Genomic DNA, 17,692 nt, shown 5'->3' with positions numbered 1-17,692 from the left:
GTTAACGATGAATAGCGGGTCTTAACGTCATGCGAACCGCCGGCCCTGGTGGTGGGAGTTCAAGGGCGAACGTGAGAGGCCCCAAATGCTGACAATCCTCGGCTTCGCCATGATCGCGACCTTCCTGGTCCTGATCATGATGAAGAAGATGTCGCCGATAGCGGCACTGGTGCTCATTCCCGCGCTGTTCTGCGTCTTCGTCGGACAAGGAGCGAAGCTAGGGGACTACGTCCTCGACGGCGTCACTGATCTCGCGCCCACCGCCGCGATGCTCATGTTCGCCATCGTCTACTTCGGCGTCATGATCGACGTCGGCCTGTTCGACCCGATCGTCCGAGCCATCCTGCGGTTCTGCAAGGCGGACCCGATGCGGATCGTCGTCGGCACGGCCATCCTCGCCGCGATCGTCTCGCTCGACGGCGATGGCTCGACCACCTTCATGATCACCGTCTCGGCGATGTATCCGCTCTACAAGCGCCTGAAGATGAGCCTGGTCGTGCTGACCGGTGTCGCCGCCACCGCCAACGGCGTCATGAACACCCTCCCCTGGGGCGGCCCCACCGCCCGCGCCGCGACGGCCCTCAAGGTCGACGCCACCGACATCTTCGTGCCGATGATCCCGGCGCTCGCGGTCGGCCTCCTCGCCGTCTTCGCCCTCTCGTACGTCCTCGGCCGCCGTGAGCGCAAGCGCCTCGGCCACCTCTCCCTCGGCGAGGTCACCGAGACGGTCACCGAGACCGCGGACGAGAAGGTCCTCGTCGGCGCGGGCGTCGGCAACGGCACCTCCGGCAAGGGCACTTCGGGCAAGGGCTCCGGCTCCGGCTCGGGTGACCACAGCGCTCCCTCGTACGAGAACGAGGACGGCGAGGTCTTCTCCGGGCTCGACCCGAACCGCGCCACCCTGCGCCCCAAGCTGTACTGGTTCAACGCGCTGCTCACGGTCGTCCTGCTCACCGCCATGATCATGGAGTGGCTGCCGATCCCGGTCCTCTTCCTGCTCGGCGCCGCGCTCGCGCTCACGGTCAACTTCCCCAACATGACCGACCAGAAGGCCCGCATCGGCGCCCACGCCGAGAACGTCCTCAACGTCGCCGGCATGGTCTTCGCCGCCGCCGTCTTCACCGGCGTCCTGCAGGGCACCGGCATGGTCGAGTCGATGGCCAAGTGGATGGTCAGCTCCATCCCCGACGCCATGGGCTCCCAGATGGGCCTCGTCACCGGCCTCCTCTCCCTGCCGCTGACCTACTTCATGTCCAACGACGGCTTCTACTTCGGCGTCCTCCCCGTGCTCGCCGAGGCCGGCGCCGCCCACGGCATCGCCCCGGTGGAGATCGCCCGCGCCTCCATCGCAGGACAGCCCCTGCACATGTCGAGCCCGCTGGTGCCCGCCGTGTTCGTCCTCGTCGGCATGGCCAAGGTCGAGTTCGGCGACCACACCAGGTTCACCGTCAAATGGGCCGCGCTCACCTCGCTCGTGGTGCTCGCTTCCGCCATCCTCTTCGGGATCGTCTGAGCCCATGACCGACGGCAGTGCAGGGCCCGGAAGGACGTGGCTGCTGCGCCTCGTCATCGCCTTCAGCTTCGCGCAGGGGGCGGTGTCGATGGCACGGCCCGCCGTGTCCTACCGGGCCCTCGCCCTCGGCGCCGACGAACGCGCCGTCGGCGTCATCGCGGGCGTGTACGCACTGCTCCCGCTCTTCGCCGCCGTCCCCCTCGGCCGCCGCACCGACCACGGCCGGTGCGCGCCGCTGCTGCCCGTCGGCGTCGTCCTGATCGCCGGCGGCTGCGCCCTGAGCGGCGCCGCGAACTCCCTGACCGCCATGGCCGCCTGGAGCGGCGTCATGGGGCTCGGGCACCTCTGCTTCGTGATCGGTGCCCAGTCGATCGTCGCCCGGCAGTCCGCACCCGCCGAACAGGACCGCAATTTCGGCCATTTCACGATCGGCGCCTCGCTCGGCCAGCTCGTCGGCCCGATCGCCGCCGGATTCCTCATCTCCGAGCAGGACGGCGCGATGGCGCGCACCAGCGCACTCGCCCTGCTCGTCTCCGCCGCGGTCGCCGCCGTCGCCTTCACCTCGCTCTGGCGCATCGAGCACCGCACCGCCGCCGGAACCCGCAAGGAAGCCGCCGACCGGGTCCCCGTCCACCGCATCCTGCGCACCCGCGGCGTCCCCGCCGGCATCTTCATCAGCCTGGCCGTGCTCTCCGCCACCGACATCCTCACCGCCTACCTGCCGGTCGTCGGCGAGCACCGCGGCATCGCGCCCGCCACGATCGGCCTGCTCCTGAGCCTGCGCGCGGCCGCCACCATCGCCTGCCGCCTGGTCATGACGCCCATGATCCGGATCGTCGGCCGCACCGCCCTGCTCGTGGTGACCTGCCTGGTCGGCGGCCTGCTCTGCGCCGGGATCGCCCTGCCCGTACCGGTGTGGGCGCTCGCCCTGATGCTCGCCGTGCTCGGCTTCTGCCTCGGCGTGGGCCAGCCGCTGTCCATGACGACCGTCGTCCAGGCCGCCCCCGACGGCGCCCGCTCCACCGCCCTCGCACTGCGTCTGACCGGCAACCGGCTCGGCCAGGTCGCCGCCCCCGCGTCGGCCGGACTCGTCGCCGGAGTCGCGGGCGCCGCCGCACCGTTCCTGATGCTCGGCGTGCTCCTCACGACCGCCGCGGGACTCGGCCTGCGCGGCGGCCTGCGGGGCGCTCCGCGCGACGCTCTGCGGACGCAAAGCACGACCGGCGCACAGGGCGCGAAGCCCGCCGCGAAGGACCGCGCACGGCACTGAGCAGGGTGAATCCAGCCACCCCCGGCTGCCGAGTTAACCCAGCATTCACATGCCAACCCGCACACTGGTCACGGCACTTGGGCACAATGGTGATCACCGCCTGGCGACCACCGCAGCGCCCGAGGCGCAAGCGGCGTTTGCCGTTCCAGGAGTGAACCGTCCAGAGGTGCCCGAGGTGCAAGGGGGTTGAGATGCGTCGGTGCCGCGCCCTGCTCGGTGCGCTGACCGCCGCTCTGTGCACCCTCCTCGCCCTCGCGGTCGCCGCGGACACCGCCGTGGCCCGATCGGGCCCCCAACACCCCGCGGCAGACACCCCGTACGCCGCGGTCGCCGCAGCCCCCGCCGCCGGCCCCGTCGCCGGCACGGCCCGAGGCTTCGGCGCGTCCAACGCCGAACAGGACCGCCACCCCGGCCCGTTCGACGACTGCCGGCACCGACGCGCGAACCGCGCGTCGGTCGCCGCGCCCGTGCTCCAGACCGAGCCCTGCACCGCATGCACGGCCCGCGAGCCCGCCGCGCACACGGCGCGCACCCCGAGGTCCGCCACCGGGCACGCCGCCGTCGCCGCGCCCCTCGACCCCGGCGAACGCCCCGCCCTCCTGCAGGTTTTCCGCTGCTGAGCCCCGGCCGCCCGCCCCGGCCCGCGCCCCCGAACGGCACCCGCCCCGCGACGCCTCTCCCGTAGGCCACCGCGCGGCCCCGGCCCCTTCGGCGCACACCACGCGGCCCCCGGGCGCCCGACCTGCACCGCACATCGGCACCACCCCCGACCGACCACGTTTCCCGACGGCGGCACGGCCGGCGCACACACCGACCGAGGCAGCACCCTTCGCCGCCCCGGCGAAGGGTGCTGCCTCAACCGCCCGGCGTGGAACGCCAGGAGGAACCCTCATGCACTCGTTCATCGACCATGCCCGCAACTTCCCCGGCCGCATCGCCGCCGCGGGGGAGGAGCGCGAGGCCTACGGCCGCCTCGCCGAAGGCCAGTCCCCCGAGGCCCTGTTCATCACCTGCTCCGACTCCCGCGTGATCCCGTCCCTCTTCACCGGCGCCCGCCCCGGCCAGCTCTTCGAGCTCCGCACCGCGGGCAACGCCGTGCCCGAGTACGGCGGAGCCGAAGGCGCCAGCGGCGAGGCCGCCACCATCGAGTACGCGGTGAGCGTGCTCCGCGTCCCCGACATCGTGGTCTGCGGCCACTCGCACTGCGGCGCCGTCCGCGCCCGCGTGCACGGCGAGGACCTCGCCGCCGTGCCCGCCGTCGCCGGCTGGCTGGAGCGCCAGCTCCCGCACCTCCCGGTCCGCGACCCCGAGGCGGGCGTCGACGACGACGCCCAGGTGGCCGGCCACGTGCAGCGCCACGTCAAGGCCCAGCTCGACCGACTCCGCCAATACCCCTGCGTACGCGCGGGGTCGGCGGCCGGGCGGCTGCGCCTGCACGGCTGGTACTACGCGATCGACACCGGCCTGGTCATGGAGCACGACCCGGCGGCCGACGCCTTCCTGCCGCTGTGAAGGGAACCGAACCGATGCCCAACCCCCCGTCCACCCCGGAAACCGCACCCGGAAGCCGCCCCCGCGGCGCCCTCCGGTATGACCTGACCGCCTCCGTCGTCGTCTTCCTCGTCGCCCTTCCGCTGTGCGTCGGCGTCGCCGTCGCCTCCGGCGTGCCCGCCGAGCTCGGGATCGTCACCGGCATCGTCGGCGGCCTCCTCACCGGCTTCCTGCCCGGCAGCTCCCTGCAGGTCAGCGGCCCCGCCGCCGGCCTCACCGTGCTCGTCTACGAGGCCGTGCAGACGTACGGACTCGCCGCGCTCGGCGTGCTCGTGCTCGCCGCGGGACTGCTCCAACTCGCCATGGGCGCCCTGAAGTTGGGCCGCTGGTTCCGGGCCATCTCGGTCGCCGTGGTGCAGGGCATGCTGGCCGGTATCGGGCTCGTCCTGATCGCCGGGCAGGTGTACGCCCTGGCCGACCTGGAGGCGCCCGGCAGCGGCCTCGGCAAGCTCGCGGGGCTGCCCGGACTCGTCCTCGACGTGGCCGCCTCGCCCGAGGCGCTCGCCGCCCTCTGCGTCGGCGTCGGCACCATCGCGCTGCTCGCCCTGTGGCCGCGCTGGAAGGCCGCCGCCCGGGTCCTGCCCGCCCCGCTGGTCGCCGTCGCCGCCGCCACGCTCGCCGTCGCCGTGTTCGGTCTGCCCGTCGCCCGCGTCCAGGTCAAGGGCCTGCTCGACGCCGTACAGCCGCCCGGCGGGGCCGAGTTCGCGGCGCTCGCCGACGTGGCGATGCTCGGCACGGTGCTCGCGTTCGCCCTGATCGCCTCCGCCGAGTCCCTGTTCAGCGCCGCCGCCGTCGACCGGCTGCACAGCGGCCCGCGCACCGACTACGACAAGGAGCTGATGGCCCAGGGCGCGGGCAACGCGGTCTGCGGCGCCCTCGGCGCGCTCCCCATGACCGCGGTGATCGTGCGCAGCGCGGCCAACGTCCAGGCGGGCGCCCGCACCAAGGCGTCCCGGGTCCTGCACGGCGTCTGGCTGCTCGTCTTCGCCGCGGCGTTCCCGGCCGCGCTCGGTGTCATCCCGGTCGCCGCGCTCGCCGGCGTCCTGGTGCACGCCGGGTTCAAGCTCGTGCCGTGGAAGGACCTCGGGCCGCTGTGGCGCGAGCACCGGGGCGAGCTGGCGATCCTGGTGGTCACGGCCGTCGCGATCGTCGTCGGCAACCTCTTCGAGGGCGTCCTCATCGGCCTGTTCCTCGCCGTCGCCAAGACGGCCTGGCAGGTCAGCCACGTCCACATCGAGGTCACGGAAGAGCCGGTCGCCGAGGAAGGCGCGCTTCAGGGCGCTCAACCCGCCCTGAAGATAAGGGTGTTGGGCAACGCGACCTTCCTGCGCCTGCCCAAGCTGCTCGACTCCCTGGAGTCCCTGCCGGCCGACCGCGAGCTGCACCTCGACCTCAGCGGCCTGCGCCACGTCGACCACGCCTGCGCGCTGGCCCTGGCCACCTGGGAGGAGCGGCACAACGCGCTCGCGGGCGCCGCGCCGCCGGTGAAGGTCACCGTGGCCGCCGGAGCCGAGGTCTGACCCTTCCGGTACGGCGAACGGCTCGGCGGCGCATCCCACCGCCGGGCCGTTCCGTACGGCCGTACGCTGCACCCGGGACCGCAGTGACCCAGATGACCCGGGGGACCCTGGCGCCCGAAAACTAACACCGCTAGTTTGGGTCGCGGACTCAGGTCAAGGACCACGGCAGCAGGCTCGGAAGGAGTGCCATGAAGGCGCACGACGGCATGTACATCGGCGGCGAATGGCGGCCCGCCACAGGCGCGGACACCATCGCGGTGGTCAACCCGGTCGACGAGCAGGTGATCGCCCACGTCCCGGCCGGCACCGCGGCGGACGTCGACGCGGCGGTGCGCGCCGCCCGCGCGGCGCTGCCCGGCTGGTCCGCGACCCCGCCCGCCGAGCGCGCGGCCCTGATCGGCGCCCTGCGGGACGTCCTGGTCGCCCGCAAGGACGAGATCGCCGAGACCGTCACCGCCGAGCTGGGCTCGCCGCTGCCGTTCTCGCAGATGGTGCACGCGGGCGTGCCGATCGCCGTGGCCGGTTCGTACGCGGAACTCGCCGCGTCGTACGACTTCGAGGCGAAGATCGGCAACTCCACCGTGCTGCTCGAACCGGTGGGCGTCGTCGGCGCGATCACGCCCTGGAACTACCCGCTGCACCAGATCGTCGCCAAGGTCGCGCCCGCGCTCGCCGCCGGCTGCACCGTGGTCCTCAAGCCCGCCGAGGACACCCCGCTCGTCGCGCAGCTCTTCGCGGAGGCCGCGCACGAGGCGGGTGTACCGGCCGGGGTGTTCAACCTCGTCACCGGGCTCGGCCCGGTCGCCGGGCAGGCGCTCGCCGAGCACGAGGGCGTCGACCTGGTCTCGTTCACCGGCTCCACCGCCGTCGGCAAGCAGATCGGCGCCACCGCGGGCGCGGCGATCAAGCCGGTCGCCCTGGAGCTGGGCGGCAAGTCCGCCAACGTGATCCTGCCGAGCGCCGACCTGGCGAAGGCCGTCAACGTCGGCGTGGCCAACGTGATGTCCAACTCCGGCCAGACCTGCAGCGCCTGGACCCGGATGCTCGTGCACGCAGACCGGTACGACGAGGCGGTCGAGCTCGCCGCCGCGGCCGCCGCCAAGTACGGCGAGCGCATCGGCCCCGTCGTCAACGCCAAGCAGCAGGCGCGGGTGCGCGGCTACATCGAGAAGGGCGTGGCGGAAGGCGCCCGCGTGGTCGTCGGCGGCCCCGAATCCCCTTACGAAAAGGGGTACTTCATCACCCCCACCGTCTTCGCGGACGTGCGCCCGGACATGACGATCGCCCAGGAGGAGATCTTCGGCCCGGTCCTGTCGATCCTGAAGTACGCCGACGAGGACGAGGCCCTGGCCATCGCCAACGGCACCGTCTACGGCCTCGCCGGCGCGGTCTGGGCCGGCGACGAGGCGGAGGCCGTCGCGTTCGCGCGCCGCATGGACACCGGGCAGGTCGACATCAACGGCGGCCGCTTCAACCCGCAGGCCCCGTTCGGCGGTTACAAGCAGTCCGGCGTCGGCCGCGAGCTGGGCCCGCACGGCCTGGGCGAGTACCTCCAGACCAAGTCCCTGCAGTTCTGAACCGGCTGAACTTCCGAACTGGCTGAACTTCCGAACTAGGAGTACGCAACGTGGTCCGCGCCGCAGTCCTGCCCGCCGTCGACGCTCCCCTGGAGATAGTGGAGATCGACCTCCCCGAGCCCGGCCCCGGCCAGGTGCGGGTCCGCCTCGCCGCCGCCGGGGTCTGCCACTCCGACCTGTCCCTGTCCAACGGCACCATGCGGGTGCCCACGCCCTGCGTGCTCGGCCACGAGGGCGCGGGCACCGTCGTCTCCGTGGGCGAGGGCGTGACCCACGTGGCCCCCGGCGACGGCGTCGTCCTCAACTGGGCCCCGTCCTGCGGGAGTTGCCACGCCTGCTCGATCGGCGAGGTGTGGCTCTGCGCCAACGCCCTCGCCGGCGCGGCGGACGTCTACGCGAAGCTGCCCGACGGCACCGAGCTGCACCCCGGCCTGAACGTCGCCGCGTTCGCCGAGGAGACCGTCGTCGCCGCCGACTGCGTGCTGCCCGTGCCCGACGGGGTACCGCTCGCCGACGCGGCCCTCCTCGGCTGCGCGGTCCTCACCGGGTACGGGGCGGTCCACCACTCGGCGCGGGTGCGCGAGGGCGAGTCGGTGGCCGTCTTCGGCGTCGGCGGGGTGGGCCTCGCCACGCTGCAGGCCGCGCGGATCGCGGGCGCGGGCCCGATCGTCGCCGTCGACGTCTCCCCGGAGAAGGAGGAGCTGGCCCGCGCGGCCGGCGCCACCGAGTACGTCGTCGCCTCCGACACCACCGCGCGCGAGATCCGCAAGCTGACCGGCGGCCAGGGTGCGGACGTGGCCGTCGAATGCGTGGGCCGCGCGGTGACGATCCGTACGGCCTGGGAGTCGACGCGGCGCGGCGGGCGTACGACGGTCGTCGGCATCGGCGGCAAGGACCAGCAGGTCAGTTTCAACGCGCTGGAGATCTTCCACTGGGGCCGCACGCTGTCCGGCTGCGTGTACGGCAACTCCGACCCTGCGCGTGACCTGCCGGTCCTGGCGGAACACGTCCGCGCGGGCCGCCTCGACCTGGGCTCCCTGGTCACGGAGCGGATCGGCTTGGACGGGATCCCGGCGGCCTTCGCGAACATGCTGGCGGGCAGGGGCGGGCGGGCGCTGGTGGTCTCCGACTAGCCGTTCTTTTTCCCCTACCCGCCCCCGCCCCTTCCCGAACTGGGGGCCAGCCCCCAGGCCCCCGCTCCTCAATCGCCGGAGGGGCTCAAATTTGAGCCCCTCCGGCGATTGAGGAGGCCCGTCCGGCAGGACTTTCGGGAAGGGGCGGGGAGGGGAACATCGCGCCCCGCGCGCACCCGCACCCACCCACGACCCCGACCGCACGCCCCCGCGGCCGGGGCCGTCGTGCTGCCCAAAAACAAAGCGACCCCGGGGCAAACCCGCAGCAAAAACTGTGACCGCGCGACCCGTTGACCGCGCACCGACTGGTCGGTACGTTCCCCGCACATCACCGGCGCCGCCCCCCGACTCCACCGTCCCCGCACCCACCGGAGTGTGCATCCGCATGGACTCGGCACCTTCCGCAGTCACGCCCGAAATCACCCAAGGCCCCACGGACAAGCACCGCCGCAGGGTGGCCACCGCGGCCGCGCTCGCCTCTGCCGTCGAGTGGTACGACTACTTCGTCTTCGGCATCGCCGCCGCCCTCGTCCTCGGCGAGCTCTACTTCCCCGCGGGCAGCCCCTCCGCCGGCGTCCTCGCCTCGTTCGCGACCTTCGCCGTCGGCTTCCTCGCCCGCCCCATCGGCGGCGTCATCGCAGGCCAGCTCGGCGACAAGCGCGGCCGCAAGCCGATGCTGGTCATGGCCCTGACCCTGATGGGCCTCGCCACCACGGGCATCGGCCTGCTCCCCACGTACGAGACGATCGGCATCGCCGCCCCGCTGCTCCTGGTCCTGCTGCGCGTCATGCAGGGCGTGGCCGTCGGCGCCCAGTGGGGCGGGGCGATGCTGATGGCCACCGAGTACGCCCCCGAGGGCAAGCGCGGCCTGTACGGCAGCCTCGTCCAACTCGGCGTGCCCATCGGCGTGGTGACGGCCAACACCGTCTTCCTCGCCGCCGGGGCGTTCACCAGCGAGAGCGCCTTCGCGGCCTGGGGCTGGCGACTGCCGTTCCTGGTCGGCCTGTTGGTCCTCGCCCTGGCCTGGTACATCCACGCGCGGGTCGAGGAGACCCCCGCGTTCAAGGAGGCCGAGCAGGCGCTCGCCGAGCAGGAGAAGGGTGACGGCGACAAGCGCTCCCCGCTGCGCACGATCCTGCGCGAGCACCTCGGCACGGTGTTCCTCGCGGGCGGCTCCTTCGCCGTGAACACCGCGACCTTCTACATCATCATCACCGGAGTGCTCGACTACACGACCCGCCACCTGCACATGGAGCGCGAGTCGGTGCTGATGGTCTCGCTCTGCATCAGCCTCACCCAGCTCGCCCTGATCCCGCTCTCCGCGGCCCTCTCGGACCGCATCGGCCGGATCAGGATCTACGGGCTCGGCGCGGTCGGACTCCTGGTGTGGGCGGTGCCGATGTTCCTGCTCATCGACACCGGCTCACTGCTCTGGCTGGCCGTCGGCACCTTCGTCTGCAGCTGCTTCCTCAGCATCATGTACGGGCCCCAGGCCGCCCTGTTCGCCGAGCTGTTCACGGCCGAGATGCGGTACACGGGCGCTTCGCTCGGCTACCAGATCGCGGCCGTCGCGGGTGGCGGGCTCGCACCGTTCGTGATGGTACTGCTGCTCGAACTGACGGGCACGTCGATGTCGGTGTCGGCGTACATCATCCTGCTCGCCGCGGTCGCCCTGATCAGCATCAAGGTGCTCGCCGGGCGGGCGGCCGCCCGCTGACCTCGGGTGTGGGGACCGGGGCGGTGTCGCGGGACCGGCGCGGCCGGGAGCGCGACACCGCCACGCCCGCGAGGCAGCAGACGCCGCCGAGCAGCGTGAGCCACCCCGGCACCTCGTCCAGGACCAGCCAGGACATCAGGACGACGATCGCCGGCACCGCGTAGGTGGTCGCGCCCATCTTCCCCGCCGTCGTACGGGCCAGGGCGTACGCCCAGGTCGTGAACGCCAGGGCCGTCGGGAAGACGCCCAGGTAGACCATGTTGAGCGTGGCCGTCAGCGGGGCGCGCGCGGCCTCGTCGAGCAGCCGCCCCGCGAACGGCAGGCAGGCCGCCGCCCCGATCGCGCAGCCGAACGTCGTGACCTGCAGCGGACTCGCGTACCGCAGGGCGGGCTTCTGCGCGACGACACCGCTCGCGTACGTGAGCGCCGCCACCAGGCAGAGCGCGACCCCGAGCAGCGAGGCGTCCCCGCCGCCCGACATGGACAGGCCCACGACCACCGCGCCCCCGAAGGACACGGCCATCCCGGCGAGCAGCCGCGGCGGCAGCCCCTCCTTCAGGAGCCACCCGCCGAGCAGCGCCATGAGCAGCGGCCCGACGTTCACGACGAGAGCGGCCGTGCCCGCGTCGACCAGCTGCTCGCCCCAGTTGAGCGCCACCATGTAAAGGCCGAACCACAGCACGCCGGAGACCGCGATGCCCGGCCAGGCGGCCCGCGGCGGCAGCCCCTCGCGGCGCAGCGCCCAGATCAGCGCGAGGACCACGGTGCCGGAGAGCAGCCGGCCGAGGGCGAGCGCACCCGGCGAGTACGCCGCGCCGGCGCTGCGGATGGAGACGAACGCGGACGCCCACAGCACGACGGTCACGGTGGCGGCCGCAATCGCGAGCACCTCGGGTCGGCGGCCGGCCCGCGGCGTGGAAGAACTCATGGGACGACGCTACGGGCGGAACACTTCGGCGCCGAACGAATTGACGGGAGCCGTCAATCGTCGTGCCGGGAGCCGTCAATCGTCATGCGCGCTGCGCCTGTTGCGCTCCCGCGGGGCCAGCGCCTCGTACTGCACCGCGAGGCCGTCGAGCAGGGCCTGCAGGCCGGTCTCGAAGGCGCGCTCGTCGACCTTCTCCTGCCGCTCGGCGAGCAGGTGGGCCTGGCCGAGGTGCGGGTAGTCGGCCGGGTCGTACGCCGTCTCGTCGTCGACGAAGCCGCCCGCGAACGAGCCGAGCGCGGAGCCCATCACGAAGTACCGCATCAGGGCGCCGATCGAGGTGGCCTGCGCGGGCGGCCAGCCCGAGGCCGTCATCGCGCCGAACACCGCGTCGGCGAGCCGGAGTCCGGCCGGGCGGCGGCCCGGACCCTGGGCGAGCACCGGGACGATGTTCGGGTGCTCGGTGAGCACGGCGCGGTAGGAGACGGCCCAGTCGTGCAGGGCGGTGCGCCAGGGCCTGCCGTCCTCGAACATCGCCAGGTCGACCCGCGCGCTCACCGAGTCCGCGACCGCCTCCAGGATCTGGTCCTTGGTGCGGAAGTGGTTGTAGAGCGAGGGCCCGCTCACGCCCAGCTCGGCGGCGAGCCGGCGGGTGGAGAGCGCCGCGAGCCCTTCGGCGTCCACGAGCGCGCGCGCCGTGTCGACGATTCTGTCTCGGCTGAGGAGGGGCTTGCGCGGGCGGGCCATGCGGCTCATAGTAGGGCCTGCGAGCATAAAACTAGCAGTGGTAATTAAAAGGAGCTGGACCGCGTGAACCTGGAGCTGAGCGAGGAACAGAACGCCGTCCGGCAGCTCGCACGGGACTTCGTCGACCGGGAGATCGCACCCCACGTCGTCGAGTGGGACCGGGCCGAGAGCGTCGACCGGTCCATCGTGAAGAAGCTCGGCGAGGTCGGCTTCCTCGGCCTCACGATCGACGAGGAGTACGGCGGCTCCGGCGGCGACCACCTCGCGTACTGCCTGGTGACGGAGGAGCTGGGCCGTGGCGACTCGTCCGTGCGCGGCATCGTCTCCGTCTCGCTCGGCCTGGTCGGCAAGACCATCGCGTCCTGGGGGACCGAGGAGCAGAAGCAGCAGTGGCTCCCCGGCCTCACCTCCGGCGCGTACGTCGGCTGCTTCGGCCTCACCGAGCCCGGCACCGGCTCCGACGCGGGCAACCTCAGCACGCGGGCCGTACGGGACGGCGACTCGTACGTCATCGACGGCGCCAAGATGTTCATCACGAACGGGACTTGGGCCGATGTCGTCCTGCTCTTCGCCCGCACCGGCGCAGAGCCCGGCCACCGCGGCGTCTCCGCCTTCCTGATCCCCACAGACACCCCCGGCCTCACCCGCCGCACCGTCCACGGCAAGCTCGGCCTGCGCGGCCAGGCCACCGCCGAGCTGGTCCTGGAGGGCGTACGGGTGCCGGCGAGCGCGATGCTCGGGACCGAGGGCAAGGGGTTCTCGGTCGCCATGTCGGCGCTCGCCAAGGGCCGGATGTCGGTCGCGGCGGGCTGCGTCGGCATCGCGCAGGCGGCGCTCGACGCGGCGGTGGGGTACGCGGGCGAGCGCGAGCAGTTCGGCAAGCCCATCGCGCAGCACCAGCTCGTCCAGGAACTGATCAGCGACATTGCCGTCGACGTGGACGCCGCCCGGCTGCTGACCTGGCGGGTCGCGGACCTCATCGACCGCGGCCGGCCCTTCACCACCGAGTCCTCCAAGGCCAAGCTGTTCGCCTCCGAGGCGGCGGTCCGCGCGGCCAACAACGCCCTGCAGGTCTTCGGCGGCTACGGCTACATCGACGAGTACCCGGTCGGCAAACTCCTGCGCGACGCCCGCGTGATGACGCTGTACGAGGGCACGAGCCAGATCCAGAAACTCGTCATCGGACGCGCCCTGACCGGGGTTTCGGCGTTCTGAGTACGCAGTTGAGTACCTGTACGGATAGGGGTTTCGGCCTTGCGGGCCGATGCTCTGGGGCATGACATCCGAAGCGCCGATCAAGCAGCAGAACACCGCCGCGTACTACGGCATGGCGGTGGCGTCCTTCGCGGTCGCCCTTGCGGCCGTCGTGATCGCCATCCTCTACATGGACGTCGACGTCTGGATCCGGGCCTTCCTCGCCATCGCGATGCTGTACCTGGTCACGTCGTCCTTCACCCTCGCCAAGGTGGTCCGGGACCGACAGGAGGCGGGGGCGCTGGTCAGCCGGGTCGACCAGGCGAGGATGGAGAAGATCCTCGCGGACCACGACCCGTTCAAGACGCCTTAGCGGTCCCGACCGGTTCGGCTTCAGGCGTGCCTTGCGTACGAGAGGAAGCGCCGCCACGGTTCGGGGGTCACGGCCAGCTGCGGGCTCTGCCGCAGTTTGGAGTCCCGTACGTGGACCGTTCCGGTCGACTCCGAGCCCGTCCCGGACATCGCCACCTCGACGCAGTCGTCACCCTGCGAGCCGCTGTAACTGCTCTTGAACCAGGCCAGTTCGGACGTGCTCATAGCGCTCCTCGCATTCGCTTCAACAGGCCCAAGGAATCCTCGGGGGTCAGGGCCTGTGAGCGCATCCTGGCATCGCGCTGATGGAGGCGGCTGATCTCTTTCGCATCGGTGATGAGGCGCCCGTTCTCCTGGCCTTCCGAGTAGCCGAACCAGCAATTGTCGCCCGTCTCGGCCAGCCGCATCGGGCCATCCAACCCCGCATGCACCGGCTGCCGCAGAGGCATCAGTTGGAACTCCACGTTCCATGCCGCTCGACCACGCCCACCAAGTGGTCGTACAGCTCCCGCGTCACACTCTCCCCGCCCGTGTGCCGGTCCGGCACCGCCTGCTCCACGATGAAGCTGAACGCCGTCGGCGGTGTCCGGCTCGTCGCCAGCAGGTGCTGGCGGGCCAGGCGTGCGGCGATGCGCTCGCTCAGCTGTTGCTCGTCCGGAAGCGGGGGCCGTGTACAGACTCACCGCCTCCGCCTCGAACTTCGCCCACTGGCGGAACCAACTCGCCAACCCCGGCTGCCGGGACAGATGCCGCGCCGCACCCCGCAGCGCCCCGAACGCGTCCAGGATCTCCTCCGCCCGCTCCACGAAGTCCGGCTGCGGAAAGCGCCGCCCCTGTTCGATCTTGGCGACGGTCTGGACCGAGTACGGGACGCTGGCCGACCGATGGGCGGTGCTTGACCGGCTTCCCGTAGGAAAGACGGTCCGCGCCGAACTGGATCTGTAGGGCCACGTATCACGTTTGCGGCTCGGGCGGGAACTCCCGGGCATCTCCGTCCTGTTCACTGGTGCGTGAAGTCCCTTGATCTGTACCGTAATTGGTGGTTGTCACGGTCGTCCGTGACCGAGGTGACGTGCAGCTCGACTTCCCGTTCGCGAGGGTTGGGGGACGCGATGGAGATCAAGTTCGAACTGGTCGGGATCGCCGAGGATGAGCGCAACGAAGACCTGGAGTCTCTTCGGGCGTGGCTCGCCGATGACAGGGCACTGCGTGGCGGAGTCCGCATCGAGGGAGTCGAGCGGCAGCTGCCGCCCGGTGCGATGGGCGTCAGCATCGAGGCCGTCGTCGCTGTGATCGGTGCGGCAGGTGCCCTCGCCCAACTGCCGCCGGCGTACGCGGCGTGGCGTGCGAGCCGAAAGGAGCACGGCACCAGGCTCACGCTCTCCGAGCTGACTCCCGATCAGGTCGAGAGGGTCCTCCGTGCGCTCCAGGAACCGGACCCGGAGCCCGACGAAGGCGAGCCCGGTTCCGGGGGATCCCGGTGAGCACGGTCGATCCGGCAGGCCGGATCGACCCGAAGAACTCCGTCTGTGTGCTGATCGGAGTCAGCGAGTACACGTACCTCAACCGACTGCCCAGTGTCACCAACAACCTGACCGAACTACGCGCGGTCCTGACCGACAAAACGGTGTGGGGAATACCTGACGACAGCAAGTCCATCGTGTCGGTACCGAACCCGAAGGACAGCGCGGCGTTGATCCGTCCGATCATCCAAGCCGCGAAGAGAGCCAAAGACACCCTGATCGTGTACTACGCCGGGCATGGCGTGGTGGACAGGGAGGACCAGGAGCTCTACCTGACCCTTCCCGATTCAGTGGCAGAGGAGTCGTACGCTTCGGTGCACTCCAAGTACATCCGCCAGGCCATGCGCGACCATGGGTCGGCCCGGCGCCGTGTGCTGCTTCTCGACTGCTGCTACAGCGGTCGGTTCCTGGAAGACACCCTGTCCGGCGCCGAGCTTGGCCCGAAGGCGGCCGTGGAGACGTTGACGCCCCCGGACGACAACGTTTCCGACGGCTCGTATGTGATGACCTCGGCCCCCCGTAACAGGTTGTCCCACGCTCCTCACCCTGAAAGTTGCACCGCCTTCACCGAAGCGCTCGTGAAGGTCATGCGTGGGGGAATTTCGAACGGGCCCGAGATGCTGGGGCTCGATGCGCTCTTCAAGCAGGTCAAGGTGGAACTTGAGGCCCTCAGGCCCAGGATTCATCAGGAACCGCAGTCCCGGGCCGTGAACGGTGTGGGCGGACTCGACTTCGTACGCAATGCGGCCCTACCGCCATCTCCGGAGCGCGACGATCCGGGTCCGGAACAGCCGCGCCGGCCGCGCCTGCGATGGCTGTTCACCGCCGGGGCAGCGGGCCTCGCGCTGGGGTTGGGAGTGGGCCCGGCCTTGGCCATGTGGGAGAAGTGGAATCCCGAACCGGCCGGTGGGGCCTGTTCGGAGGGGGCAACGCTGCTGGACTACTCCGACGCCCTCGACAAGGTCGAAGTGGACAACGAGAACGTCTCCGGCCTGTCCGGCATCACCCTGCTGCCAGGGTCGTCCGACGAGGCGCTTGCCATCGCGGACAACGAGCCGGGCAGGGTCTTCCCGCTGAACCTGGGCGCGGCTACCGAGTTGAAGCCCGAGGTTGATACGGGCACGACACTGAGCGACGGCAAGAACATCTACGACCCGCCTTTCGACGGGGAAGCCTTGGTCGTGGAGCAGGGCGGAAAGACGATGCTGGTGGCATCGGAAACCGGGCCGGCCATCCGTCGATTCGACGTTGACAGCGGTGACCAGATGGGCGACGAGCTTCCCCTGCCGGATGCATTCAGGGAATGGCCCAAGGGCGGCGCACAGGAGGGCCGCACGATCGAGTCGCTCGCCGTCAGTCCGGACGGCAGCTATCTGTATGTGGCGTTGGAGGCGCCGCTGGCTCAGGACGGCGACGACCGAGGCAACAACCTGATGCGTATCCAGCGCTACAAAGGCTCCCCGGGCAAGAGTTACAAACCGGACCGCCAGTACCCACTGCGGATGCCGGCGGGGTTGAACCTCGTGGACCTGGTGGCCGTCGGAGAGAACCGGCTGCTTGCGCTGCAGCGCGCGTACACGGAGGGGATCGGCAACGCCGTTCACGTCACGGATCTGAAGCTCGACGGTGCACAGGACGTCACCGACGAAGAGTCGATCTACCCACTGACAGCGGACCACTTCATCGCCAGCAAGCAACTCTTCGACCTACGAGACTGTCCGGCCGGCGGTGAGGGAGTAGTGGACGCGAAGTCGGCCCAAGTCAATCCGCTGCTGGGCAATGTCGAGGGCATGGCTCTTGGCCCGCGGTGGAAGACGGGGCAGTACGAGGGCCGATACCCGCTGTACCTCGTCTCGGACGACAACGACAGCAAGCACCAGATCACCAGGCTGTATGCCTTCGCGGTTCGGTTGCAATGACTGGTGGACTCCGTCTCAGAGGTCCTGACAGCACAAGGACCGGGCCCCAACCCTAAGCGCTTGCTCACCCGCAGGGGTATGGTGTTCGTCCTGCGAGAGGGAAGGGGCCCTGGATGAGTACCGCGGAGGAGACCGGCGGCGAGGACATGCCGTGGGGCGAGGTGACGCCCGACGCGGCCAGGCGGCTGCTGATCGCCGCGGTGGAGGCCTTCGCCGAGCGCGGATACCACGCGACCACCACGCGTGACATCGCCGGCCGCGCCGGCATGAGCCCCGCCGCGCTCTACATCCACTACAAGACCAAGGAAGAGCTGCTCCACAAGATCAGCACCATCGGTCACACCAAGGCGCTCGACATCCTGGAGTCCGCCGCGGACGGCCCCGGCAGCGCCGCCGAACGCCTCGCCGAGGCCGTGCGCTCCTTCGTCGTCTGGCACGCCGGCCACCACACCACCGCACGCGTCGTCCAGTACGAGCTGGACGCGCTCGCCGAGGACCACCGCGCCGAGGTCGTCCTGCTGCGCCGCCGCTGCGACGCCGCCGTACGCCGGATCCTCAGCGACGGCGTGGACGCGGGCGAGTTTGAGGTGCCGGACGTCTCCGGAACCACCCTCGCCGTGCTCTCCCTCTGCATCGACGTGGCCCGCTGGTTCAACGTCGACGGGCGCTGGACGCCGAACGAGGTCGGCGAGATGTACGCCGACCTCGTGCAGCGGATGGTGGGAGCGCGG

16 protein-coding genes and 2 pseudogenes are annotated in these 17,692 nt (G+C 71.1%); 14 read left to right on the top strand and 4 right to left on the bottom strand.

Annotated elements, in window-relative coordinates; all coding sequences use genetic code 11:
* The first annotated feature begins 85 nt into the window (after positions 1 to 85).
* From QIS96_RS26090 to QIS96_RS26055, 8 genes are all read left to right on the top strand, one after another.
* Complete coding sequence (locus QIS96_RS26090) at positions 86 to 1,513, top strand: CitMHS family transporter (RefSeq protein WP_282545188.1); 1,428 nt, start codon at positions 86 to 88, stop codon at positions 1,511 to 1,513.
* Between the two features lie 4 nt (positions 1,514 to 1,517).
* Complete coding sequence (locus QIS96_RS26085; protein ID WP_282545187.1) at positions 1,518 to 2,783, top strand: MFS transporter; 1,266 nt, start codon at positions 1,518 to 1,520, stop codon at positions 2,781 to 2,783.
* 191 nt (positions 2,784 to 2,974) lie between these two features.
* Complete coding sequence (locus tag QIS96_RS26080) at positions 2,975 to 3,403, top strand: hypothetical protein (RefSeq protein WP_282545186.1); 429 nt, start codon at positions 2,975 to 2,977, stop codon at positions 3,401 to 3,403.
* Between the two features lie 271 nt (positions 3,404 to 3,674).
* Complete coding sequence (locus QIS96_RS26075) at positions 3,675 to 4,295, top strand: carbonic anhydrase (protein ID WP_282545185.1); 621 nt, start codon at positions 3,675 to 3,677, stop codon at positions 4,293 to 4,295.
* A 14-nt stretch (positions 4,296 to 4,309) separates the two neighbouring features.
* The gene (locus tag QIS96_RS26070) at positions 4,310 to 5,854 is read left to right on the top strand and encodes a SulP family inorganic anion transporter (protein WP_282545184.1); all 1,545 of its coding nucleotides are present in this window, start codon (positions 4,310 to 4,312) and stop codon (positions 5,852 to 5,854) included.
* Between the two features lie 188 nt (positions 5,855 to 6,042).
* The gene (locus QIS96_RS26065) at positions 6,043 to 7,431 is read left to right on the top strand and encodes an aldehyde dehydrogenase family protein (protein ID WP_282545183.1); all 1,389 of its coding nucleotides are present in this window, start codon (positions 6,043 to 6,045) and stop codon (positions 7,429 to 7,431) included.
* A gap of 50 nt (positions 7,432 to 7,481) precedes the next feature.
* Positions 7,482 to 8,564, top strand: coding sequence for a Zn-dependent alcohol dehydrogenase (locus QIS96_RS26060; RefSeq protein ID WP_282545182.1), 1,083 nt, complete (start codon positions 7,482 to 7,484; stop codon positions 8,562 to 8,564).
* Between the two features lie 385 nt (positions 8,565 to 8,949).
* Positions 8,950 to 10,281: an MFS transporter gene (locus QIS96_RS26055; RefSeq protein ID WP_282545181.1), complete on the top strand. Its 1,332-nt coding sequence runs from the start codon at positions 8,950 to 8,952 to the stop codon at positions 10,279 to 10,281.
* On the opposite strand, the gene QIS96_RS26050 is transcribed toward QIS96_RS26055, so the two are convergent.
* Together QIS96_RS26050 and QIS96_RS26045 are read right to left on the bottom strand one after the other, a co-directional pair.
* On the bottom strand, positions 10,247 to 11,209 hold the full coding sequence (locus tag QIS96_RS26050; protein WP_282545180.1) for a DMT family transporter: 963 nt from the start codon (positions 11,207 to 11,209) through the stop codon (positions 10,247 to 10,249). The genes QIS96_RS26055 and QIS96_RS26050 overlap by 35 nt on opposite strands.
* Before the next feature lie 75 nt (positions 11,210 to 11,284).
* Positions 11,285 to 11,953 (bottom strand): TetR/AcrR family transcriptional regulator, encoded by a 669-nt coding sequence (locus QIS96_RS26045; protein WP_282545179.1) that lies wholly within the window; start codon positions 11,951 to 11,953, stop codon positions 11,285 to 11,287.
* Positions 11,954 to 12,016: 63 nt separating this feature from the next.
* On the opposite strand from QIS96_RS26045, the gene QIS96_RS26040 reads away from it, so the two are divergent.
* Both QIS96_RS26040 and QIS96_RS26035 read left to right on the top strand, forming a co-directional pair.
* On the top strand, positions 12,017 to 13,168 hold the full coding sequence (locus QIS96_RS26040) for an acyl-CoA dehydrogenase family protein (protein WP_282545178.1): 1,152 nt from the start codon (positions 12,017 to 12,019) through the stop codon (positions 13,166 to 13,168).
* A gap of 61 nt (positions 13,169 to 13,229) precedes the next feature.
* Positions 13,230 to 13,520, top strand: a complete 291-nt coding sequence (locus QIS96_RS26035; RefSeq protein WP_282545177.1) for a YiaA/YiaB family inner membrane protein — start codon at positions 13,230 to 13,232, stop codon at positions 13,518 to 13,520.
* Positions 13,521 to 13,540: 20 nt separating this feature from the next.
* Here the strand turns inward: QIS96_RS26035 and QIS96_RS26030 are convergent, their stop codons facing one another.
* Together QIS96_RS26030 and QIS96_RS26025 are read right to left on the bottom strand one after the other, a co-directional pair.
* The gene (locus QIS96_RS26030; protein ID WP_282545176.1) at positions 13,541 to 13,744 is read right to left on the bottom strand and encodes a DUF397 domain-containing protein; all 204 of its coding nucleotides are present in this window, start codon (positions 13,742 to 13,744) and stop codon (positions 13,541 to 13,543) included.
* A pseudogene (locus QIS96_RS26025) lies at positions 13,741 to 14,391 on the bottom strand (Scr1 family TA system antitoxin-like transcriptional regulator); the annotation flags it as partial. The pseudogene QIS96_RS26025 and the gene QIS96_RS26030, both read right to left, overlap by 4 nt.
* A 1-nt stretch (position 14,392) precedes the next feature.
* On the opposite strand from QIS96_RS26025, the pseudogene QIS96_RS26020 reads away from it, so the two are divergent.
* The 4 genes and pseudogenes from QIS96_RS26020 to QIS96_RS26005 all read left to right on the top strand — a co-directional run.
* Positions 14,393 to 14,464 (top strand): annotated as a pseudogene (locus QIS96_RS26020) (ATP-binding protein); the annotation flags it as partial.
* A gap of 167 nt (positions 14,465 to 14,631) precedes the next feature.
* Entirely contained in the window at positions 14,632 to 15,003 is a 372-nt protein-coding gene (locus QIS96_RS26015; RefSeq protein ID WP_282545175.1) for an effector-associated constant component EACC1, read from the top strand.
* The gene (locus QIS96_RS26010) at positions 15,000 to 16,961 is read left to right on the top strand and encodes a caspase, EACC1-associated type (RefSeq protein ID WP_282545174.1); all 1,962 of its coding nucleotides are present in this window, start codon (positions 15,000 to 15,002) and stop codon (positions 16,959 to 16,961) included. Before QIS96_RS26015 ends, QIS96_RS26010 begins: the two co-directional genes overlap by 4 nt.
* Before the next feature lie 113 nt (positions 16,962 to 17,074).
* Positions 17,075 to 17,692 (top strand): TetR/AcrR family transcriptional regulator (locus QIS96_RS26005; protein ID WP_282545173.1); only part of this gene is annotated, 618 nt, incomplete at its 3' end.

It is taken from the genome of Streptomyces cavernicola (assembly GCF_029968035.1).
In the GTDB taxonomy this organism is placed as follows: domain Bacteria; phylum Actinomycetota; class Actinomycetes; order Streptomycetales; family Streptomycetaceae; genus Streptomyces; species Streptomyces cavernicola.
The sequence above is the reverse complement of the archived record's forward strand: the minus strand, read 5'-3'. Positions and strand labels throughout refer to the sequence as shown.